The organism is Massilibacteroides vaginae (genome assembly GCF_900178525.1).
Lineage (GTDB): Bacteria > Bacteroidota > Bacteroidia > Bacteroidales > Tannerellaceae > Massilibacteroides > Massilibacteroides vaginae.
This window is the reverse complement of sequence record NZ_FXDJ01000007.1, coordinates 364,292-384,792: the sequence shown is the minus strand read 5'-3', so window position 1 is coordinate 384,792 and position 20,501 is coordinate 364,292. Positions and strand designations below refer to the sequence as shown.

At 38.5% G+C, this 20,501-nt stretch carries 13 protein-coding genes; 9 read left to right on the top strand and 4 right to left on the bottom strand.

Translation table 11 applies throughout. The features are described from left to right. Positions 1-24: 24 nt before the first annotated feature. The 3 genes from B9Y81_RS04565 (at position 25) to B9Y81_RS04560 (ending at position 2,362) form a co-directional block, all read left to right on the top strand. Positions 25-801, top strand: a complete 777-nt coding sequence (locus B9Y81_RS04565) for a Cof-type HAD-IIB family hydrolase (RefSeq protein ID WP_085535811.1) — start codon at positions 25-27, stop codon at positions 799-801. 188 nt (positions 802-989) lie between these two features. Further along, the gene (locus B9Y81_RS15265) at positions 990-1,151 is read left to right on the top strand and encodes a hypothetical protein (RefSeq protein ID WP_176221444.1); all 162 of its coding nucleotides are present in this window, start codon (positions 990-992) and stop codon (positions 1,149-1,151) included. Positions 1,152-1,360: 209 nt separating this feature from the next. Beyond that, positions 1,361-2,362 carry a M28 family metallopeptidase gene (locus tag B9Y81_RS04560; protein WP_085535810.1) on the top strand — a complete coding sequence of 334 codons (1,002 nt, stop codon included), beginning with the start codon at positions 1,361-1,363 and terminating at the stop codon, positions 2,360-2,362. A gap of 77 nt (positions 2,363-2,439) precedes the next feature. Here B9Y81_RS04560 and B9Y81_RS04555 read toward each other — a convergent pair whose 3' ends face one another. The 3 genes from B9Y81_RS04555 to B9Y81_RS04545 form a co-directional block, all read right to left on the bottom strand. Further along, positions 2,440-2,616 carry a histone H1 gene (locus B9Y81_RS04555; RefSeq protein ID WP_085535809.1) on the bottom strand — a complete coding sequence of 59 codons (177 nt, stop codon included), beginning with the start codon at positions 2,614-2,616 and terminating at the stop codon, positions 2,440-2,442. 114 nt (positions 2,617-2,730) lie between these two features. Then, a complete protein-coding gene (locus B9Y81_RS04550) occupies positions 2,731-4,977 on the bottom strand; it encodes a monovalent cation:proton antiporter family protein (RefSeq protein ID WP_085535808.1) in 2,247 nt (748 codons plus the stop codon). Positions 4,978-5,082: 105 nt separating this feature from the next. Next, a complete protein-coding gene (locus tag B9Y81_RS04545) occupies positions 5,083-6,012 on the bottom strand; it encodes a cation diffusion facilitator family transporter (protein ID WP_085535807.1) in 930 nt (309 codons plus the stop codon). 505 nt (positions 6,013-6,517) lie between these two features. On the opposite strand from B9Y81_RS04545, the gene B9Y81_RS04535 reads away from it, so the two are divergent. From B9Y81_RS04535 to B9Y81_RS04510, 6 genes are all read left to right on the top strand, one after another. Beyond that, on the top strand, positions 6,518-7,312 hold the full coding sequence (locus B9Y81_RS04535; protein WP_085535805.1) for an endonuclease/exonuclease/phosphatase family protein: 795 nt from the start codon (positions 6,518-6,520) through the stop codon (positions 7,310-7,312). A 264-nt stretch (positions 7,313-7,576) separates the two neighbouring features. Beyond that, complete coding sequence (locus B9Y81_RS04530) at positions 7,577-8,542, top strand: FecR family protein (protein WP_095996244.1); 966 nt, start codon at positions 7,577-7,579, stop codon at positions 8,540-8,542. Between the two features lie 160 nt (positions 8,543-8,702). Beyond that, the gene (locus tag B9Y81_RS04525; RefSeq protein ID WP_085536002.1) at positions 8,703-12,185 is read left to right on the top strand and encodes a SusC/RagA family TonB-linked outer membrane protein; all 3,483 of its coding nucleotides are present in this window, start codon (positions 8,703-8,705) and stop codon (positions 12,183-12,185) included. Positions 12,186-12,197: 12 nt separating this feature from the next. Next, on the top strand, positions 12,198-13,967 hold the full coding sequence (locus B9Y81_RS04520) for a RagB/SusD family nutrient uptake outer membrane protein (RefSeq protein WP_085535804.1): 1,770 nt from the start codon (positions 12,198-12,200) through the stop codon (positions 13,965-13,967). 153 nt (positions 13,968-14,120) lie between these two features. Then, positions 14,121-15,377 (top strand): Gfo/Idh/MocA family oxidoreductase, encoded by a 1,257-nt coding sequence (locus B9Y81_RS04515; RefSeq protein WP_085535803.1) that lies wholly within the window; start codon positions 14,121-14,123, stop codon positions 15,375-15,377. Between the two features lie 20 nt (positions 15,378-15,397). Then, positions 15,398-18,844, top strand: a complete 3,447-nt coding sequence (locus B9Y81_RS04510; protein WP_085535802.1) for a DUF1080 domain-containing protein — start codon at positions 15,398-15,400, stop codon at positions 18,842-18,844. A gap of 95 nt (positions 18,845-18,939) precedes the next feature. Here the strand turns inward: B9Y81_RS04510 and B9Y81_RS04505 are convergent, their stop codons facing one another. Then, positions 18,940-20,496, bottom strand: coding sequence for a RagB/SusD family nutrient uptake outer membrane protein (locus B9Y81_RS04505; protein ID WP_085535801.1), 1,557 nt, complete (start codon positions 20,494-20,496; stop codon positions 18,940-18,942). Positions 20,497-20,501 lie beyond the last annotated feature (5 nt).

The following is a 20,501-nucleotide window of genomic DNA, read 5'->3' as shown; positions in this document are numbered from 1 at the left end:
AAGGTAATAAGATTGAAAAATAAAATGATTAAAGCAATATTCTTTGATATTGATGGCACATTGGTGAGCTTCAATACACACAAGATCCCGGAATCAACCAGCAAAGCCTTGGCTTTAGTAAGAGAAAAAGGTATAAAGATTTTTATCGCGACAGGTAGGCACCGCTCTGCAATTAATAATCTGGGAAACGAAACGTTTGACGGATACGTAACTTTGAATGGAAGTTATTGCGAAAATCAACAAGGTGAAGCCCTTTACAAGCATAGAATTCCTTCAGCAGATATCAATTCTTTACTGAACTACTTAGAAAACAAGGAATCTTTCCCTTGTATATTAGTGCAGGAGAGTAGTTTGCTCATGAATCATAAGAATGAAAAAGTAGAACAAGTTTTTGGGCAATTAAATTTTCCGGAACCTCCGCTGGGTGATCTTAGAACAGTACCTTCGGACAATGTCTATCAACTGATCGCTTTCTTTGAGGAGCATCAGGAAGAGAGAATTATGCAAGTATTGCCCGGTTGTGAATCTACCCGCTGGTCTCCGTTATTTACAGATGTAGTGCCAAAAGGCGGAAATAAGAGTGTAGGTATTGAAAAACTTTTAGAAAGTTTTGGCATTTCTCCGCAAGAAACGATGGCTTTCGGTGATGGTGGTAATGATATAGGCATGTTAAAGTACGTAGGAATAGGTGTTGCAATGGGAAATGCGGAAAACGAAGTTAAAGAGGCTGCGGATTATACAACAGACGCGGTAGATGAGGATGGAATTTATAATGCGTTAAAGTATTTTGGGGTTATTTGATGTTTATCAGGCATAAAATCAAGCATGAATAGTTAAAAAAAAACAATATCCGATATTGTAACAGCTTTGAAACATGTGTTGTAAAACATATTTCGTATCTTTGTAATGCAAAAGGGAAAAAGAATTGTTTAGTTTATCTTATGTATTAACAACTCTCCAAGCGAGGAGAGAATTAAATTTTAAAAAAAATGATGACAAGAAAGAATGAAGAAAGTCTGCGGACTTTAGCTATGTTGCGTTATCAGGCGAACAGATACCAATTTGTAGGTAACGGTTCAATGTGTCAACAAGTTAATATGCAAATTCGTCGTTTAATGAACGAAATAGAAGCAGACGCAGTTAAGAACTGAAGAGAATTTTTAACTGATATAGATTAAATCAAAGTTATAAACAAAGATGTTATCTCTTGCCACCGTCCGAAAGGAATGGTAAGAGATGTTGAATGAGAGGCTTTCATCGCTAATAGGAGCGAAGAGAGGCCTTTTTCTTTTTTTAGACACTTTGGTTTTCTGCAAAACCACTATCTTTATATCCAAAATAAACGCTGAAAAAAATGTACATGAAAGCAACTTGCTTACTCGTTTTATTCCTTAGTATGAGTGCCGCCATTCAGGCACAGACCCCAAAAGAACAAGGATTGAAAGTAATTAACCAAACAACTGCTGAAGCGCATATCGCATTTCTGGCTTCTGATGAATTAGAAGGTCGAGAAGCCGGATTTCACGGAGGACGAATTGCCGCCGAATATATTGTTTCCTGCCTGAAACAGATGAATATTTCTCCTTTGGGAGCGTGTTATTATCAACCTTTTGAAGCCTACAATCGTGAACGCCAAAGAAGAGAACGATTTCAGGTTGATCGTGATTCAGTATTGGTAATTAAAGCAGAAAAGGTTCATCAAAAACTGGATATGAGAAATATCTTGGCCAAAATAGAGGGTAAACGTAAAAATGAATACGTTATTATCGGTGCTCATTATGATCATTTAGGTATTGATCCTATGTTGGACGGTGATCAGATTTATAACGGAGCTGATGATAATGCTTCCGGAGTTTCCGCTGTTTTGCAGATAGCCCATGCGTTCGTTATGTCGGGAGTACAACCTGAGCGTACTGTTATTTTTGCGCTTTGGGATGGCGAAGAGAAAGGACTGCTCGGATCACGTTTCTTTACGCAGAATTTTCCTGAAATAATGCAGGTGAAAGGATACCTTAACTTTGATATGATCGGGCGCAATAGTAACGAATCAAATCCTACACATGTTGTTTATTTCTATACCGAAGCTCATCCTGTGTTCGGCGATTGGCTGAAGAATGATATAGCCAATTATAAATTGAACCTGACACCAAATTACCGTCCATGGGATAAACCGATAGGGGGTAGTGATAATGCTTCTTTCGCACGATTTGATATTCCTGTTATCTGGTATCACACAGACGCCCATCCTGATTATCATCTGCCAAGCGATCATACCGATAAGATCAATTTGGAGAAAGTGGTAGACATTACAAAAGCCGCTTATTTAAACCTGTGGAACCTGGCTAATGAACCCACATACTGATCGGCGAGAATAAGTAAAAAAAATAAGGCTGTTTCATCATTCATGAAACAGCCTTATTTTTTTGCCCTAATGGAAAATTATTTCTTTGATTCCTCAAGAGATACTTTACGGAATTCTTTAAGCGCTTTCTCAATAGATAAGGATGTTTTTCTGGCACGTGCACCAGCAGCTTTATTTCCGTTTTCAGTTTGAGCAGCAGCGTCTTTGGCAAAGCTTGCACAAAGTTCATTCAAATTGTTTAATAATTCATTCATGATCTTATTTGTTTAAAAAATTTTCGACAAAGATAAATTTATTTTTATATAAACATCTCTTATTTGGTGTATTTTGTTTGAAATGCAATATAATTAGTGAAGTTTAGCACATTATTAGCTACATATCCTTTTAAGTATCTCTTTTTCACCTACAACCCATACCAAGTCGTTTTGTTCAAAAACAATAGATGGGTCCGGATTCATGAATGAACCACTTTCTCTTTCCACACCAATAATCATGCAATTAAACTTCATGCCAATCTGAGATTTACTGATGCTTTGTCCGATGAAAGGGAAATTATCATCGATAGTAAAGGATTGTAAACTCATTTCACGATTTTCTTCCTGTATGGTGTTGTTTTTGTAATTTTCTACTGTTACGGAAAAGCGTTCAATTTGTTCGTCTGTGCCGACAACCGAAATAATATCCTGTGGATATAGCACTTCAGAACTGTCCGGAATGTAAATTTTGCGTTCTCCCCGGAGTATCTTCACCACACTTACACCGAAGTCATGTCTGAATTTTAGTTCCCTCAAGGTTTTACCTACATTGGGCGAGTTGGGCGAAACTTCTATTTCTGTGATGTGGATATTCTTGTTGTGCATCTGACTGGTAAAACTGGTTTTAATAGATGACGCCGCTTTTTTAGCGACCTCTTCCCGTTGATTCAGGTTCGTTATAAACTGCGATTCCATCCTCGAGTATTGATTAAAGTTCCTTCTGAAGAAGAAAACCAATGCAAGAACGGCTACAGCTGTAATGATGCCAATGCCATATTGTACATGGAAAAGGTTTATTAAAACCAAAGCAACAAATGTCAATGCGATGTATACTCTGAGTAAAACAAGGAATACCAATCGACCACGGTTGTATTTACTGTCATTCCATAAACTCATAAACAATTCCGGCTGATTGGTTTTATTGGCTATCAAGGCGGTCAGGAATGGAGCCATGAGCAATATAGTTAGTGCTGCGGAAGCGATTTTCCCCCAAATATCCGGAATTTGCTCCATGATAAATGGCGATAAGAAATGTATCGATAGCAATAATATAGCAGATAACAACACGGAATAAATCACTAATTTACCCATGAAGCTTTTTAATAGCTTCTTCCAGTCACTCTCGTGATTGATGGTTTTTGTTCCCGAAGCGTAACGTTCAAAGAAAGCAAGTGTGTTTTCCGGCAGTATTTTATGTATCCAATTAGAAAAAGGTTCAGACAGGCGGATGAAATACGGCGTTGTAAAAGTTGTAATAACAGATACAGCAACAATAATCGGGTATACATATTCATCCAGCACTTTAAGGCTTACCCCTAAAGAGGCGATAATAAAAGCGAATTCTCCGATTTGCGCTAAACTGAAACCTGATTGTATAGATGTTTTTATCGGTTGACCGGAGATAAGTACGCCAAATGTGGAAAAGATGGCTTTTCCGGTAATTGTAACTAAAGTAATGATTACAACCGGCCAGGCATATTCTACCAAAACGGCCGGATCTACCAACATACCTACCGAAACGAAAAATATGGCGCCAAACAAATCTTTTACAGGCTTTATAAGATGTTCAATATGTTCTGCTTCGACAGTTTCCGCCAGAATAGATCCCATAATAAATGCGCCTAAGGCAGCCGAAAATCCCGTTATAGTTGCAAGATAAACCATCCCAAGGCATAAACCCACAACGATGACCAGTAGAGTTTCGTCGTTCATCATCTTTCTTGCTTTCCGGAAAAAAGCCGGAAGCAGATAAATCCCAATTAAAAACCAAAGGATAAGAAAGAAAACAACCTTAATAATACTACCAATCAGTTCCTCACCTGCAAACTGTTGCGAAACTGCCATGGTAGAAAGCAGCACCATCATCAGGATCGCTACCAGATCTTCTACCACAAGTGTGCCAAAAACAATTCGTGTAAACTTCTGATTTCGAAGCCCTAAATCGTCAAAGGCCTTGATAATAATCGTTGTAGACGACATCGACAGCATACCGCCGAGGAAAATACTGTTCATCGGGTTCCATCCCAATAAAATACCGACCACATACCCAATCACAAGCATCGTAATAACTTCGGTAGTAGCCGCGATAACGGCTGTGCCCCCCACATTCATGAGTTTTTTAAAACTAAACTCAAGCCCTAACGCGAACAAAAGAAATATAACTCCGATTTCCGCCCATGTACTAATGCTATTTGTATCTACAACAGTAGGGAATATATCTACATAAGGACCGGCAAGGAATCCGGCAACTATATATCCCAACACAAGGGGTTGCTTTAACCATTTAAAGATAAGAGTGATAATACCGGCCGAAATAAGAATGAGTGCAAGGTCAATTACTAATGCTGGTAAATGTGACATAGGCTATTTAAGGTGTTATTTTAGATGCATAATTCAGTCATAATCTCTCTATTGCAAAAATACAAAAACCATCGAATTTTTCTATCCATGAGTCATAGATAAAATCTATATAGAAGTTGACAGATTATTTTTGTCAACACCGAATTTCTCTTTGGGATGCATAACGCCTGCCGGTTCAATATGAATCATGATGTCGTAAATATTATCAATGTTTTCCTTTATACTATCTTCGACCAATTGGGCTATTTGATGTGCCTCATGCAGTGACAGATTGCCATCTACCTCTATATCAAGGCCCACAATATAAAGATTGCCCAATTGTCTGGAACGAATTCTGTGCGGATTGGTTGCTCCCGGAACAAGCTCAACCGCGTGAATAATTTGTTGGTAGATAGAAGTATCCTTCACACCGTCCATTAGCGCGACATTCGTATCCATAAAAATTTCAATAGAAGTCTTTATGATGTATAAACTGATTAATAACCCGGTAAGAGAGTCGAGCCATGGCGCATTTAATATGAATGTAAAAAACAGTCCGAGTAAAACGCCAAGAGAAATAAATACGTCCATCTTCATGTTTTTAGCATTAGCAATCAACATGGCACTACCCGTCTTTCTTCCTTGATAATTTTGGTAAGCGGCTAATAAAAGTTTGCCTATAATTGAAAATAACGTTACATAAATAGCCATTACAGCAGGCAAAGCACGTTCTTCCGCATAAATAAGATTTTTCAACGTCGATATAAACATCTCTATACCCGCGAAAAAGATAACAAACGAAAGAATTTTAGTAGCAACTGTATCCGCCTTTTCATAACCAAAAGCATATTTTGTGTTAGGCGGGCGATTTATTACCCGTGAAGTATATAAAATAACGATCGAAGTAATAACATCAGTGGCAGAATCGATGCCATCTCCAACAACAGATAAACTACCCGATAATATACCAATAATGATTTTAGAAAGTGATAATACGGCATTTCCTATGATACTAATCCACGACGTGTGAATTAACACTTTTTCTCTGGAACTCATTTGGGTTTGTATTAAGCTTGTAAATGTTGTCGAACTATTAAAAGACTCAAATATACAAGATTTCGGTGAGATATAATTTTGAACCAATTGAAAAAAAACCAGATCAATTTGGTAGCTGACAAAGAGGCCGGTCACTAAATTAACAATTCAATTCTACAGGCTAATCAGCAGCGCAAAAAAAACAATCCTTTATGTTTAAAAAGATAAAGGATATTTTTTCAAACATATCCTTTATTTTTCCAAAAATAACCTTTATGTATTTTAAGGTGTACAATGTATTGATATTCAGCTCGTTTTGGTTTTGATCTCCGGCTGCTGTATTTAACAAAATTTTAACATAAAAACACGAATAAAACGGTGTTTTACATAAGATGTAGTTGCTCTTTCTTTGTGCTGAAGGATAATTTGGGGAGTAAAAGGATATGCAATAATCTGATCATCATCTTTTAAATCTGACAAATATGAACTAAGTTTGATTTCTTTTTTAATCTCAAAAAGTGGAATTATGAAAAATGCCGGAAAACTGAGCATATCCTTTTTATTCATATTGTGTTTTGCATGGATAAGTAAATCGTATGCGAATGAAATAGATGCAAAAGAACCAAACTCCTTGCGGTTAATGTCTTACAATGTACGCAATTGTAAAGGTATGGATGATGTGATAGATTATCAGCGTGTAGCGGATATTATTAATCGTGTTAATCCGGATGTGGTGGCAGTTCAGGAGTTAGATAGTGTGACGGAGCGTAGCGGAGGTAAGTATGTGTTGAAGGAATTGGCAGACAGAACGCTTAAACATTTCACTTACGGACCGGCTATCGACTATCAGGGAGGAAAATATGGTGTAGGCGTGTTGTCAAAAGAGAAACCAATAGGGCATAAGATGGTTGCTCTACCCGGAAGGGAAGAAAGTAGAATGTTGCTTATTGTTGAATTTGAAACGTATGTTTTTGCTTGCTCGCATTTCTCGCTGACAAAAGAAGATCAGGAATTGTCTGTCCCCATTATTTTTGAAGCGATAAAAGACATAAAGAAGCCTTTGTTTTTGGCGGGCGACATGAACTCTGTCTACGACTCTCCAACACAGGTAGGTTTGCGCGAGAAGTTTAGCACACTAAACAATTATAAGGAAAATACCATTCCGGTGGTCAATCCTAACCGGTGCATCGATTATATCTATGGCTACGAAAACGGAAACACTTATTCCGTGCTAAAGCGGCAGGTATTGTTTGAAGAACAGGTCGCTTCCGATCATCTACCTTTGTTTGTCGACGTGCGCCTGGCTGTAGAGAAAAAATAAAGAATTAAAACGAATCGCCCTCAAAACGTAAGGAGAGAGCCTTTTGACGTGTGCCTTGTAGCTAACCAATACCCTTTATTCCGAAGCGGTTCAATGAAGTTTAATTATTTCTACATTTTGATTGTCAACGATTGCGAAGCTTGTTGCTTTTGGTGATAGCTGACCGTTTTTTTGCATAAAAAAAGAGATTTTCACTATTTAATTGTTTTTTGCTCCGTAGTTTTGCGTCCCAAATCGTTTAGCTGTTATATACACACAACAAGCATGAATTTGGACTATACGTTAATCATAAAATATCTGTTTGAGGACTTAACCGAGGCGGAAATGGAAGTGCTGCTCCAGTGGAGAAATGAATCTGCTGCCAATAAAGAGCTTTTCACCGCATTGATGAAGTTGAGGTTAAGTCATAAATACAGAGACGTTAATACCCCGGAAAGAACACTTAAAGCATTAGGTGCTATTAATAAGAAATTGAAGAAAAAGCAGTCATATAGCATTCTTCGATTCACTCGTTACGCCGCTATTTTTCTACTACTGTTGTCTATATCCTATGGCGTAGCGAATTTTTTTTCAAGCCAACCGGCAGCGATAAGAATAACAGTTGCTCCGGGAGAATCGATTAAGAAGTTTCCGCTGTCGGATGGAACCGTAGTTTGGTTGAATGAAAATTCCACATTAAAAATACCCCATGACTTTTCAGACAAAAAAAGAACGTTGGAATTAGAAGGCGAAGCCTATTTCGATGTGAAGAAAAACATATCATCTCCCTTTTTAGTAGATGCATCTTCAATGAAAGTAAAAGTGCTGGGAACTTCTTTCAACCTGAAAAACAGAAAAGAAAGCGGCCTGATTGAAACGATATTGGTTTCCGGAAAAGTACAATTGTTGGATGAAAAAAACATTCCGGCCTATGAAATGTTTCCGGGTGAAAAAGTAACCTATTCGCCGGAACGAAATGAATACACCGTAAAAACCGTGGATACCAACGTAAGTACAGCCTGGCACCTCAATCAACTCCGGTTTGAAAACGCCGCACTGCGTGAAATAGTCAACAAGCTCTCATTAATTTATGATGTCAACATAAATCTGGAATCTAAAAAATTGGCCGATCGAAAATATCGGTGTGTGATCAACCGGGACGAAACACTCGAACAAGTTCTGGACATTCTCTCGTATCTCGCCCCAATCAAATATAAAATCGAAGGAGACGAGGTTTTCATATATGAATAAACAAATAGTAAATCTATAGCCTATGATGAAATTGATATTAAATGCTTAGCCTTTGAAAGTAAATAAACCATTTTTTTAAATTTATTTGATATAATTTAATATGAATAAACCCCCAAAAACCCTAAAAAAAAGCAGAGTAAATACAACTGGTTATTTCACTATGATATGGAAAACAGTATTTCTGCTAATGTTTTTTGTTGTTCAACTTAAAGCTGTTACCCTCGACTCTCAACATGTGAGTATTACATTGATGTTGAAAAATACAACAGTAGGAGCAGTTATTCAATACTTGAATAAACAGACCGGATATGAGTTTTCATACGATGAAACTCTATTAAATAGGAAAATTGAAGAAATTTCAATAGAAGAGAAAGATGAACAGATAGAGATTGTCTTAAATAAAGTTTTTAAGAACGCAGAAATAAGTTATCGTATTAGTAATAATCGAGTTTTTCTTAAAGATGAAAGAAGAGAACGAGTTAATCTGAATCAACCTGAAATTCAACAAAATGGAAAAATAATTAAAGGTACTATTAAAGATGTGACGGATGAAGCTATAATTGGTGCAAATGTAGTTTTGAAAGGTACTACAATTGGAACAATAACTGATGTTGATGGAAACTTTACTATGTCGGATATACCGGAAGATGGGATTCTTCTTATCTCTTATATTGGTTATTTAGAACAAGAAGTTCGTGTGGCAGGAAAAACTGAATTTAATATACTACTAAAAGACGATACTCAAAAACTTGAGGAGGTTGTTATTGTTGGTTATGGTGTACAGAAGAAAGTAAATATGACGGGATCAATTACTGCCATAAAAGCAGATGAGTTGAGTACTATTTCCACATCAAATCTTTCTAATACACTTGCAGGACGAGCTCCTGGTGTTAATATTGTTGGTAATTCCGGTTTAATGGGAGCTTCATCAAATATTCGTATTCGTGGTGGATTCGGTGAACCACTGTTTGTGATTGATGGAATCGTTCGTGATAAGGATGCTTTTGATGCATTAGAAGCGAATGAAATTGATCAGTTGAGTTTCTTGAAGGATGCAGCGACAGCCTCAATTTATGGATCACAGGCTGGTAATGGTGTCGTACTTGTAACAACAAAAGGTGGAGAACAGCAAAAGCCAATATTTAATTATCAAGCCTCGTATACTTTCATGACGCCAACAATGGAATTATTGTCAGATAAAACCACTGCAATTGATGAGTTGATTTATCAGAACCGTGTGGCCGAATTCAGAGGTCTTACTTTACCAAACGGAGATGAGGAATTTGACTACTTTAAGGACAAGAACTACAACGTGCATGATTATATTTGGCAAACTCCCTGGAATCAAAAGCATTCGTTAAGTGTATCCGGAGGTGGAGACAGGGTGACGTATTATGCTTTGTTAAGCTATATTGGGGAAGAAGGTTCTTATAAAAATCTTGAGAATGATAAATTTAACTTACGTTCAAATGTAACTGCAAAGATTACTGATAAAATTAAAATGAATCTGAATCTGGCTGCGAATCAGCAAAACCAAAAACGTTTTTATTGGCCTTTTTCAGATGATGATGAACAAACAATAGGCGATTTGTATCGTTGTACGTTTAACTGGCCGAAAACCTATCCATTCTATTTATATGAAGACGGAACACCCGCTGATGAAGTAACAAAATATCCGGTTCAGACTCCTATGGGTAGCTGGCAGGCTTGGAGTGTGATTGATCAAGTGGTTGGTGATCGTTATATAAAAACCAGAAAAAGAGAAATGAACGCTATTCTTTCTTTTGATATTGATTTGAGTAGTGTCTTGAAAGGATTAAGCACGAAGGTTTCGGCGAACTATATTAGTAACGATTATATGCGTAAAAAATATTTGACCTATCAGAAGAATTATGTTTGGTCACCAGCCAATGCCGATGAAAATCGATTTGTTCCGGCTCCTCCGGATCCCAATAATATCAATATATTTACTTTCTCCCAAAATCAGGAGTTTTTAAGCTACAATGTACATACTTTGTGGAGTGAGCAGCTGAACTGGTTCCTCAATTATAATAATACTTTTGGAAAGCATGGAATTGCTGCAACAGCTGTATGGGAACAAGCAGCAAATGGTGGTGAAAAAGTTCTTTCAAAAGCCGAAGATCCTTTGACCAACTATGATCAGATGTTTGTTTATTCAACAGATTCTGAGCGCAGATGGGCTGAGGCTGAAGAGGTAACAGGCGGAAGGCTTTCTTGGATTGGACGTGTAAATTATAATTTTGATCAGAAGTATATTGCGGAATTTTCTTTTCGTTATGATGGTAACTCTTTATTTCCCAAGGAAAAAAGATGGGGATTCTTTCCTTCTTTCTCAGCAGCATGGAGAATTAATCAGGAAAGCTTTATGGAGAGTACCTCTAATTGGTTAGATGACCTAAAAATCAGGGCTTCTTATGGAACAACTGGTAATGATATTGACTTAAATAAAAAAGATGATCAGAAAATATCTCCATTTTCATATATCAATAAATATGAGACGGGTACTTCTTATATTTGGGGTGATAATCTTGTTCAAGGTATAACACCAGGTGCGACTCCTAACCCTTATTTAACATGGGCTACATCTACAACATATAACGGCGGATTTGACTTTACAGTTTTAAATAACAGATTAAGTGGAACTTTTGATGCTTTTTACAAAACTGAAAAAGATATTTTAGGAACGCGTATAGTAACAATTCCTGATACTTACGGACAGTCTTTGGCTCCTGAAAATTATGCAGAAAGATCTTGGAGAGGTTTTGAAGTCTCTGCTATGTGGAGAGATCAAGCTTTGAATGGAGCTATTAATTATTCTGTTTATGGCAATCTTGGCCTTTCTAAAGACCAATGGGATGTTTTGGATGAAACGGCACTATATAAAGAAGGTGGTAATTTATATGAACTATCTTCAATAGGAAAGCCATTGAATAGAATAACAGGTTATAAAACATTAGGTATGATTCGTACTCAGGAACAATTAGATGAATTGTTAGCTAAAGGCTTTAAACAATTTGGACGTGATCCTTATTTGGGGGGACTTTATTTTGAGGATATTCGGGGTGATGGATACTCTAAAGGACCGGATGGGAAAATTGATAGCAATGATATTCAACTGTTAACAGACAATGCTTCTCCTCGGATTAATTATGGTTTTGGAGGAAGTGTAAGCTGGAAAGGTTTTACTGTGGATATGCACTTTCAGGGGGTTGGTATGTATGATCGTATGATAAGCAATAAAGAAGGAGGAGGAATGCGTCAGCATGGTGGTACTGTTCGCCCTTACTATCCGATTTGGACAGACGATGTTTGGACACCTGAAAACCCGAATGCGAAGTATCCTCGTGTTGTTGGTAATAACTGGTATGAATCAGGAACAAATGACCAATCTTTCTGGATTAGAAACGGTGCCTATCTGCGATTGAAAAACTTAAATATAGGCTATGATTTGCCTAAGAACTGGTTACAACCGTTGAATCTGATTTCGGCTCAATTGTTCTTTAATGGAACAAACCTGTTTGTTCTTTCGGATGTCACAGAGTTTCATGATCCGGAACAGGATTGTTACGACTCATATCCGCTTATGAAATCGTTTACTTTCGGTTTGAATATTAAATTCTAAAAAATGACGAAAATGAAAAAGATAATAACAATAATATCTCTTTTTGTCTTATTGGTTGTGCACAATGCGTGTGACACTTTAGATATTGAGAATATCTATAGCTATGATGCAAACAAGGTCTGGAATGATGAGAAGTTGATAAATTCTTATATGGCGAATTTGTATGCGAAAGTTTTTGAAAATTGGAATGTTTCGTTAGATCAAAAAACGCAACAACTTTCAGGTATCCATTTCTACTTAGATAGGATAACAATCTCAAATGGGGAATATAAAAAATGGAATTATACAACCATACGTCTTATTAATGAAGCGATCCAGAACACAACCAATGGTGATTTACCTCAGGCAAAGAAAGATGAGTTCATTGCTCAGGCATATTTTCTTAGAGCTTATGTTTATTTTCAGATGGTAATTTATCATGGAGGTATTCCTTATCTGACAATTCCTCAGGATAAAAATAAAGATGAACTCTATGTGAAAAGAAATAGTACTAAAGAATGTTTTGAGTTAATTGTTAAGGATTTGAATGAAGCTATTTCAATGTTGCCGGAAAAGATCCAACCATCTTCAGGTAATTATGGGAAAATTGATGCTTGCTTTGCTTCAGCATTTAAAGCAAAAGTTCTTTTATATAAAGCTTCGCCTCAATTTAATCCTAACAACAAATGGGATAATGTTTATTGGCAAGAGGCATACGAAGCAAATAAGCAGGCTTATACTAAATTAGTTGCAAATGGAAGTAAACTGACAGGAGATTATGCAAATATATTTCTTGTTGAAAAAGGTTTTGAAGTTGTATTCGCTGTAATCAATACATATCCGAATAAGATGGCAAACTGGGATAATGGCGTACGTCCTGGTTCTGAAAGTCGTGGTCCTGCTTCGTCGTGTCCGACTTGGAATTTTATTCAAGACTTTCCTATGAAAGACGGTAAATTATACAATGATCCGTCTGGTAAATATTATAAGACTGACGATGTTTTCTTGCAAAGATATTGGGAAAATAGGGATCCTCGTTTTGAGAAATCTATTGTTTGGAATGGCAGCATTTATGAAGTGTCGGGCAAAGTCGGTAAACGTCAATATACAAGCTTGGGTATAGCGCACGAAATGGATGATTTTGGAGTTAATCCAAAGGCAGGAGTGAACTCAACTAACTTGGATCGTTCCTCTGGTTTCTTTATTCGTAAAGCATCTGACTTGTCTTTGAAGCAGGCTGAAGTACAGCAGTACGATGTTGACTTTATCTTGATGCGTTTTGCTGAAGTTATGTTGAATTATGCAGAAACCGCCAACGAAACTGGTAAATCAGACGTTGCAATAGATATTTTAAAGCAAATAAGAGAACGTGCGGGTATTGAGCCGGGAGAGGATGGTCTATACGGAATCAAAGCCTCGTCAAGGGAAGATATTCGTGAAGCTATCTTAGCAGAGCGTAACATAGAATTTTGCTTTGAAGGACATCGTTTTTGGGATCTTCGTCGTTTGAGGATGTTGGATCGTTTAGATAAAAAGACCAAATATGGAGTTGAAGCGATTGCTGTCAATCCGGATGGTACAGAAATGTCTATGACAGAAGCAAAGAGTAAAGCTGCTAGTATGAAACTTACAGAATATGATTTTAAATATAGTCTTTTGCAGATCCCAATTACCGGAGTTAAAGTAACATCAGTGCCAGATTCTTATTACTTTTTTCCTATTCAGAAAGATGTAATTGATAGGAATAGTAATATTGAACAAAATAGCAATTGGGGTGGAACTTTTAATCCTGCTCTTGATTGAGTATTTAATTGTGTTTTTTTAAGGAGTTATCCGTATTTATTATTGTAAATACGGATAATTCTATTTCAAGTCTTTTTAATTCGCGGATAATTCCTACTTTTGTTTCTTCCATTATTGGGGTTGATCTGAAAGCAAATACATATTATATATACTATGAGAACAAATAGAAGAGATTTTCTAAAAACACTGGGGGGGATTGCAGCCTTTACCATCGTGCCGAGGCATGTGATGGGTAATGGCTTTATTGCTCCAAGTGATCAATTGACTAAGGGGATCATTGGTACCGGTGGAATGGGACGTGGTCATGTGAATTATGCCGGAACACGTTTGGTTGCGGTTTGTGATGTTGATAAAAAACATCTGGAACTTGGTAAAGCACTTGTTAGTGATAAGATCGCAGCCTATCATGATTTTCGTGACTTGATTCTGGATAAGAATGTGGATATTGTTCACATTGCAACACCTCCTCATTGGCATGGGATTATGTCGGTTGAGGCTGCTAAAGCAGGTAAAGATATCTGGTGTGAGAAACCTATGACTCGTACGATAGGTGAGGGCAAACGGGTAATGGAAGCGGTTAAGCAATACGGACGTATGTTCCGATTGAATACTTGGTTCCGTTTTAATGATCCTTTTTATGGCTTAGGTACTCCCGTTAAACCTTTGAAGAAATTAGTGCAGAGTGGTATGTTGGGTTGGCCGTTAAAAGTAACGATCAGTAAACATACCGGATTTGACTGGAAGTTCTATTGGGTTGGTCGTGAAGATCTGGAACCCCAACCTGTTCCTCAGGAACTCGATTATGATATGTGGTTAGGTCCGGCTCCTTATAAACCTTATAACGCCCATCGTGTGCATTCTACTTTCCGTGGATATTGGGATTACGACGGTGGTGGTCTTGGCGATATGGGGCAGCATTATATTGACCCTGTTCAATATTTCCTGGGTAAAGATCATACAAGCCCTGTAAAAATAGAAGTGGATGCTCCGCAGCAACATCCTGACGCGGTTGGCACATGGCGTTCTATTACTTATACTTATGAGGATGGTTGTCAGATCGTACTTTGGGGTGGTGATTATGGTGATCCGAATACACCCTATATTTCAGGTCCTAATGGAAATGTATATAAGAATTTCGTTTGTGATATTCCGGATTGGGAAAAGAAACTGGCGGATTATCCGGAGCCAGAACCTCAGGTGAGCGACTTTATCGAATGTGTGAAAACACGTCAGCCATTTGCATTGAATGAACAAAACGGATTCCGTTCGGCAACGATAGTGAATTTGGGTGCTGTTGCTTTACGTTTGAACCGGACATTGCATTTTGATCCTGTGAAACTTGAGTTTGTGAATGATGAGGCAGCTAATCGCCTATTGGATCAACCGATGCGCGCACCGTGGAATATTTAACCTTTAAAAAGACGAACGGAATGAGAAAAATATATTTATCTGTTTCAGCTACTCTGCTTTGTGGAACGATGCTACTGGCACAACTTCCGGCTAATCGAACTACGCAGACTGTTATTGCTGATGCAGTAGCACAAATGCCTGCTGAGACACAACAGAAATACAATAAGTTGATCGCTGAATTAGTGTCAACAGGTGAAACCGGAGTACAATCTCTTGTGGATATGATACAAGCACCGGGAAAAGGGAATAATGCTCAAGTAGAGTATGCACTAAGCGGTTTGTCGCACTATGTTATGGCAAAAGGGCAGGAAAGTGCTCGATTTGCTACAGCAAAAGCGTACATTAAAGCTCTTCAGATAGTTGAGGAGCGTGAAACGAAAGCATTCATTATCCGTCAACTTCAAATGATCGGAAAAGATGAAGCGGTAGAGGCATTGTCTTCTTATCTGAATATGGAAGATTTAAGTGGTCCTGCTGCCCGTGCTTTGGCGGTAATCAATACCCCTGATGCTGCAGCTGCATTAAAATCTGCATTAATGCGTCGTATGGGAACACCGGTGACACAACGTGATGCTGTTATGGCAATTGGTGATGCTCAAATGACGGGAATGATCGATTTAGTAAGACCCTTCCTTTCTGCACCCGACGAGAATCTGAAACGTGCGGCTTTTTATGCGATAAGTCGTATTGGAACAGTTGCTTCACTCAATGAAGTAGGAGCTGCTGCAAAAGCGGTTGATTTCAGAATGGAGAATACCGGAGCCAACGAGGCCTATATCCAATTAATCAAACGTGTTGCTACAACAGATGCCAAAACGGCTGAAAAAGCAGCTACCATTTTACTGAAAGACGCGACTAAAGCGAAAGCTACGCATACCCGTATTGCAGCATTGCAAATTCTACTGGCTGTAAAGAAAGACGACGCCACTAAATTGGTGTTGACGGCGCTAAAAGATCCTTGTAAAGAATATCGCAACGCGGCTCTTGACTTTGCCTCTGATTACGCTGAGCAAAAGGATTATGTGGAAATTATGAAGATTGTTCCTAAGGCAAAATCAGACGTTAAGGTTGATGTGCTGAACTGGATCGGTCGTGAAAGTAAATGTCCTCAAAAGCATGATGTAATCAAGAATCTTGAAATAAGATTCGATATGCCTGTTCGCCAGCTTATACTGAATCAGGTAAATGATAATGATTTTGCTGTAAAACAAGCAGCGGTATGGGCATTGGTTAAAATCGGTGATGAAAGTGTAATACCTTCTTTAGCAAACTTATTGAAGGATAACGATAAGCAAGTGGTGTTGCTTGGTCAGGATGCTTTGATCGCATTTAAAGGAAATGTTGCACCTGCTGTTGCTTCTGTAATTACTTCTGCCGGTGATGCTGGAAAAGTGGCCGGAGTTGAAGTATTGGCTTTACGGAAAGCTACCTCAAACATGAATACGGTTCTGGAACAAACAAAATCAACTTCTCCGGAAGTAAAAGCAGCTGCTTATGCGGCCTTGAAAGATGTTGTGGCAGACAGAGATCGTGTATTGGTGTGTGGCATGTTGGAATCTTCGGATGCTTCAGTGGTTTCGCCATTGCAACAGGCGGTTGTTGCTACATTAAAAGGAAAGTCTTCAGCGGAACAGATGTCGATTGTTAATGCACGTATGACACAAGCCGGTGAAAGCAAAAAACACCTTTATTATAAAGTATTGGCTTCAATAGGTGATCAGGAAGGACTGAACACTATTGTTAATGGATTCAAGAATGGACGAGGCGAAGCTAAAGACGCTGCCTTTGATGCGCTGCTTGCCTGGAAAGGCAAAGAAGTTGCTGATGAACTATTCGCGATTTGTAACGAACCCTCTTCTTCTGCTTATTTTGATAGAGCATTAAAAGCCTATGTTTCCTTGGTTTCTAACCCGGCAATGTCCGGTGAAAACCGTTTGATCGGTTTGACTAAAGCCATGGAGATTGCTAAAACAGATGAGCAGAAAAATAATATCCTGAGACAAGTAGGACGTACGGGTACTTTCCTTGGCTTATTATTTGCCGGTGAATATTTGGATAACAAGCCTGTGCAACAAACAGCAGCTAATGCTGTGATGACCATAGCTCTTGGCAATAAAGACTATATGGGCGACAATGTCCGGACCTTATTAAACAAAGTTATTAATGTACTCGACAATCCGGATGCAGGTTATCAAAAGGAAGCTATCCGCAAACATTTGTCTGAAATGCCGGCAGGTGTTGGGTTTGTTTCATTATTTAATGGAAAAGACCTGACCGGTTGGAAAGGTTTAGTTCAGAATCCGATTGCTCGTGCTAAGATGAAACCTGCTCAACTTGAAAAAGCTCAGGTGAAGGCAGATGAACAAATGCGTAATGATTGGAAAGTAGAAAACGGTCTTTTATTATTCGATGGAACCGGTTACGATAACTTGTGTACTGAAAAACAATACGGAGATTTTGAAATGTATGTAGACTGGATGCTTGATCCGGCCGGACCGGAAGCTGATGCCGGTATTTACCTACGTGGAACTCCTCAGGTACAAATGTGGGATACCGCACGTGTAAACGTTGGTGCTCAGGTTGGTTCCGGTGGATTATACAACAATCAGGTGCATTTAAGTAAGCCGCTGAAAGTTGCTGATAATAAGTTAGGCGAATGGAATACGATGTACATTAAGATGGTGGGCGATCGTGTTACAGTTATCCTGAATGGCGAATTAGTAACCGACGATATTATTCTGGAAAACTTCTGGGATCGTAAGTTGCCTATCTTCCCGGTTGAGCAAATCGAATTGCAAGCACACGGAAGCAAGGTTTATTACCGTAATATTTATGTGAAAGAACTCGAACGTCCGGAAACTTTCCAACTTTCTGCTGAAGAAAAGAAAGAAGGATACAAGGTGCTGTTTGATGGAACAAATATGCATTCCTGGACAGGGAATACAGTAGATTATACGCTGGAAAACGGTACGATATCTATGATACCGAGCAAAAGTTTCGGCGGTAACCTGTATACCAAAGACGAATATGGAAATTTCATTTTCCGTTTTGAGTTTCAGTTGACACCGGCTGCAAATAATGGATTAGGTATCCGTACACCGATGGAGGGAGATGCTGCTTATGTAGGTATGGAACTTCAGATATTAGACAGTGAGCATCCGGTATATAAAGACCTTGCTATTTATCAATATCACGGTTCTGTTTACGGAATTATCCCTGCCGAACGTGGTCACTTGAAACCTGTTGGCGAATGGAACTATCAGGAAGTGGTAGCAAATGGCGATAATATTAAAATTACCCTGAACGGACATGTGATCCTTGATGGAAATATCCGTGATGCTGTGAAAAACGGTACTGCCGATAAGAAAGAGCATCCCGGTCTTTTCAACAAAAAAGGCCATATCGGTTTCCTCGGACATGGTTCTCCGGTTAAGTTTAGGAATATACGAATTAAAGAGTTGAAGTAAAACAACCCGCTTTTGCTTCTTAACGAAAGAAAAATGTCCTAAAAGCACCTTGTTTATCTGGTGCTTTTAGGACATTTTCTTGTTCTGTGAATTAATTATAACTCGTTGTTGTTTTCACTTTCTACAAGAGGTGTAACGTAAGTCCATTTGTTTTTATAATCGACCTCACGTTTAACCGCGGTAGAAGAACCGAAATTACCTCCATCCTTGAATGAAAGACGAACAATCGGTTCATTATATCTCTTCTTGTCGAGCCAGTCAAAGCCTTCTCCCCACAATTCTACGGCACGATAGAATTTAATTTCTTTTAGCAGATCTTCTCCGGTGGCTGTGCAATTATAGGCTTCATCCCGTTTGCTGTCCCGGGTAAGTTGGTTTAATAACTTTTGTGCTTCGGCTTCATCTCCGCTGAAATAACTTGCTTCTGCTTCGATCAACAGCATTTCGGAAGAACGGAAATGATTAATATAACCTACCCCGATAGAACCACCAATGCTAAACTTAAAACTATGATAGGCCGCTACCTGATGAGATTTTAACATAGTAGGATGCTCGCTGCGAACAATTTCCGCAAACTCCTTATTCACGGTCCCTACGGTCTGACTGTAGCTGTTGTCTCCCGGATCAAGAAACATATTCTTCCTGATATCTGTAGAAGGAATTCTTTCGTATAATGTTTTGCTCATACATACCGGATAACTTCTAACAACACTTGTGTTAGCATCGTAGGCCATGTATGAATGAAATCCGTAGAAGTGCAGTGTTTGTTCGTCTCCTCCATAACTTCCCCATATCCATTCCTCGTTGTCTTTGCTGAAACCGGATGTGTATTCCGCATTATTCATTAGCGGATAACCGGCACGAGCTTTGTTTGCCATATCCCTTGCTTTACTATAATCTTGTTTGGTGATTGCCGCACGCGCGTAAATAGCAAATGCCACATTAATGTTTGGTTCCCAAACGTCATTACGTTTTATTCCGCTTTCGGAAAACAGATTGATTGCCTGATCCAGATCAGCGTAAATTAATTTGTATATCTCACCGGAAGATACTAAAGCGATGTCTTTCACATCCATGTTTTCTTCCGTACGATATATTAATCCATCCTGAAGGTTGGTTACCGATGTTCCTCCATTACTGTCTGCCCAGCGATAGCAATAAAACTGAACAAGCTGAGCGTAACAATAGGCTCTGTAACTTAGTGCCTGCGCTTTGATGAATTTACGTTCAGACTCTTCACCTGCCGCGTTGTCGATATTGGCTATTATCATGTTCGCGTTTCCGATAAGCATATAATAGTAGCTCCATGGAAATTTGATGTAATTGCTTGTGTTGCGATCCAACAATGAACCGTTCATCAGGTCATACGATCCACTGGACATATTAGGTCTTGAAAAGTTTTCACCCATATACTCTCCGCAAATAAACTTAATCGTTCCTTCTCCGCAGAAAACCTGACTGAAACCATTGTATTGGTTAACCATTAATCTGGCCATACCGTTTACAGCCATTTTCGCGGCTTTTGTATCCTGAAAAACCGTTTCGGTTGAAGTAGACGCTGTTGGGATAGTATTCAGATAGTCGTCCGCACAGGCAGAAAACAGAAAAGGAGTTAACGCCATCAGTATTACTAATTTTATTGTAGTTTTCATTTTCT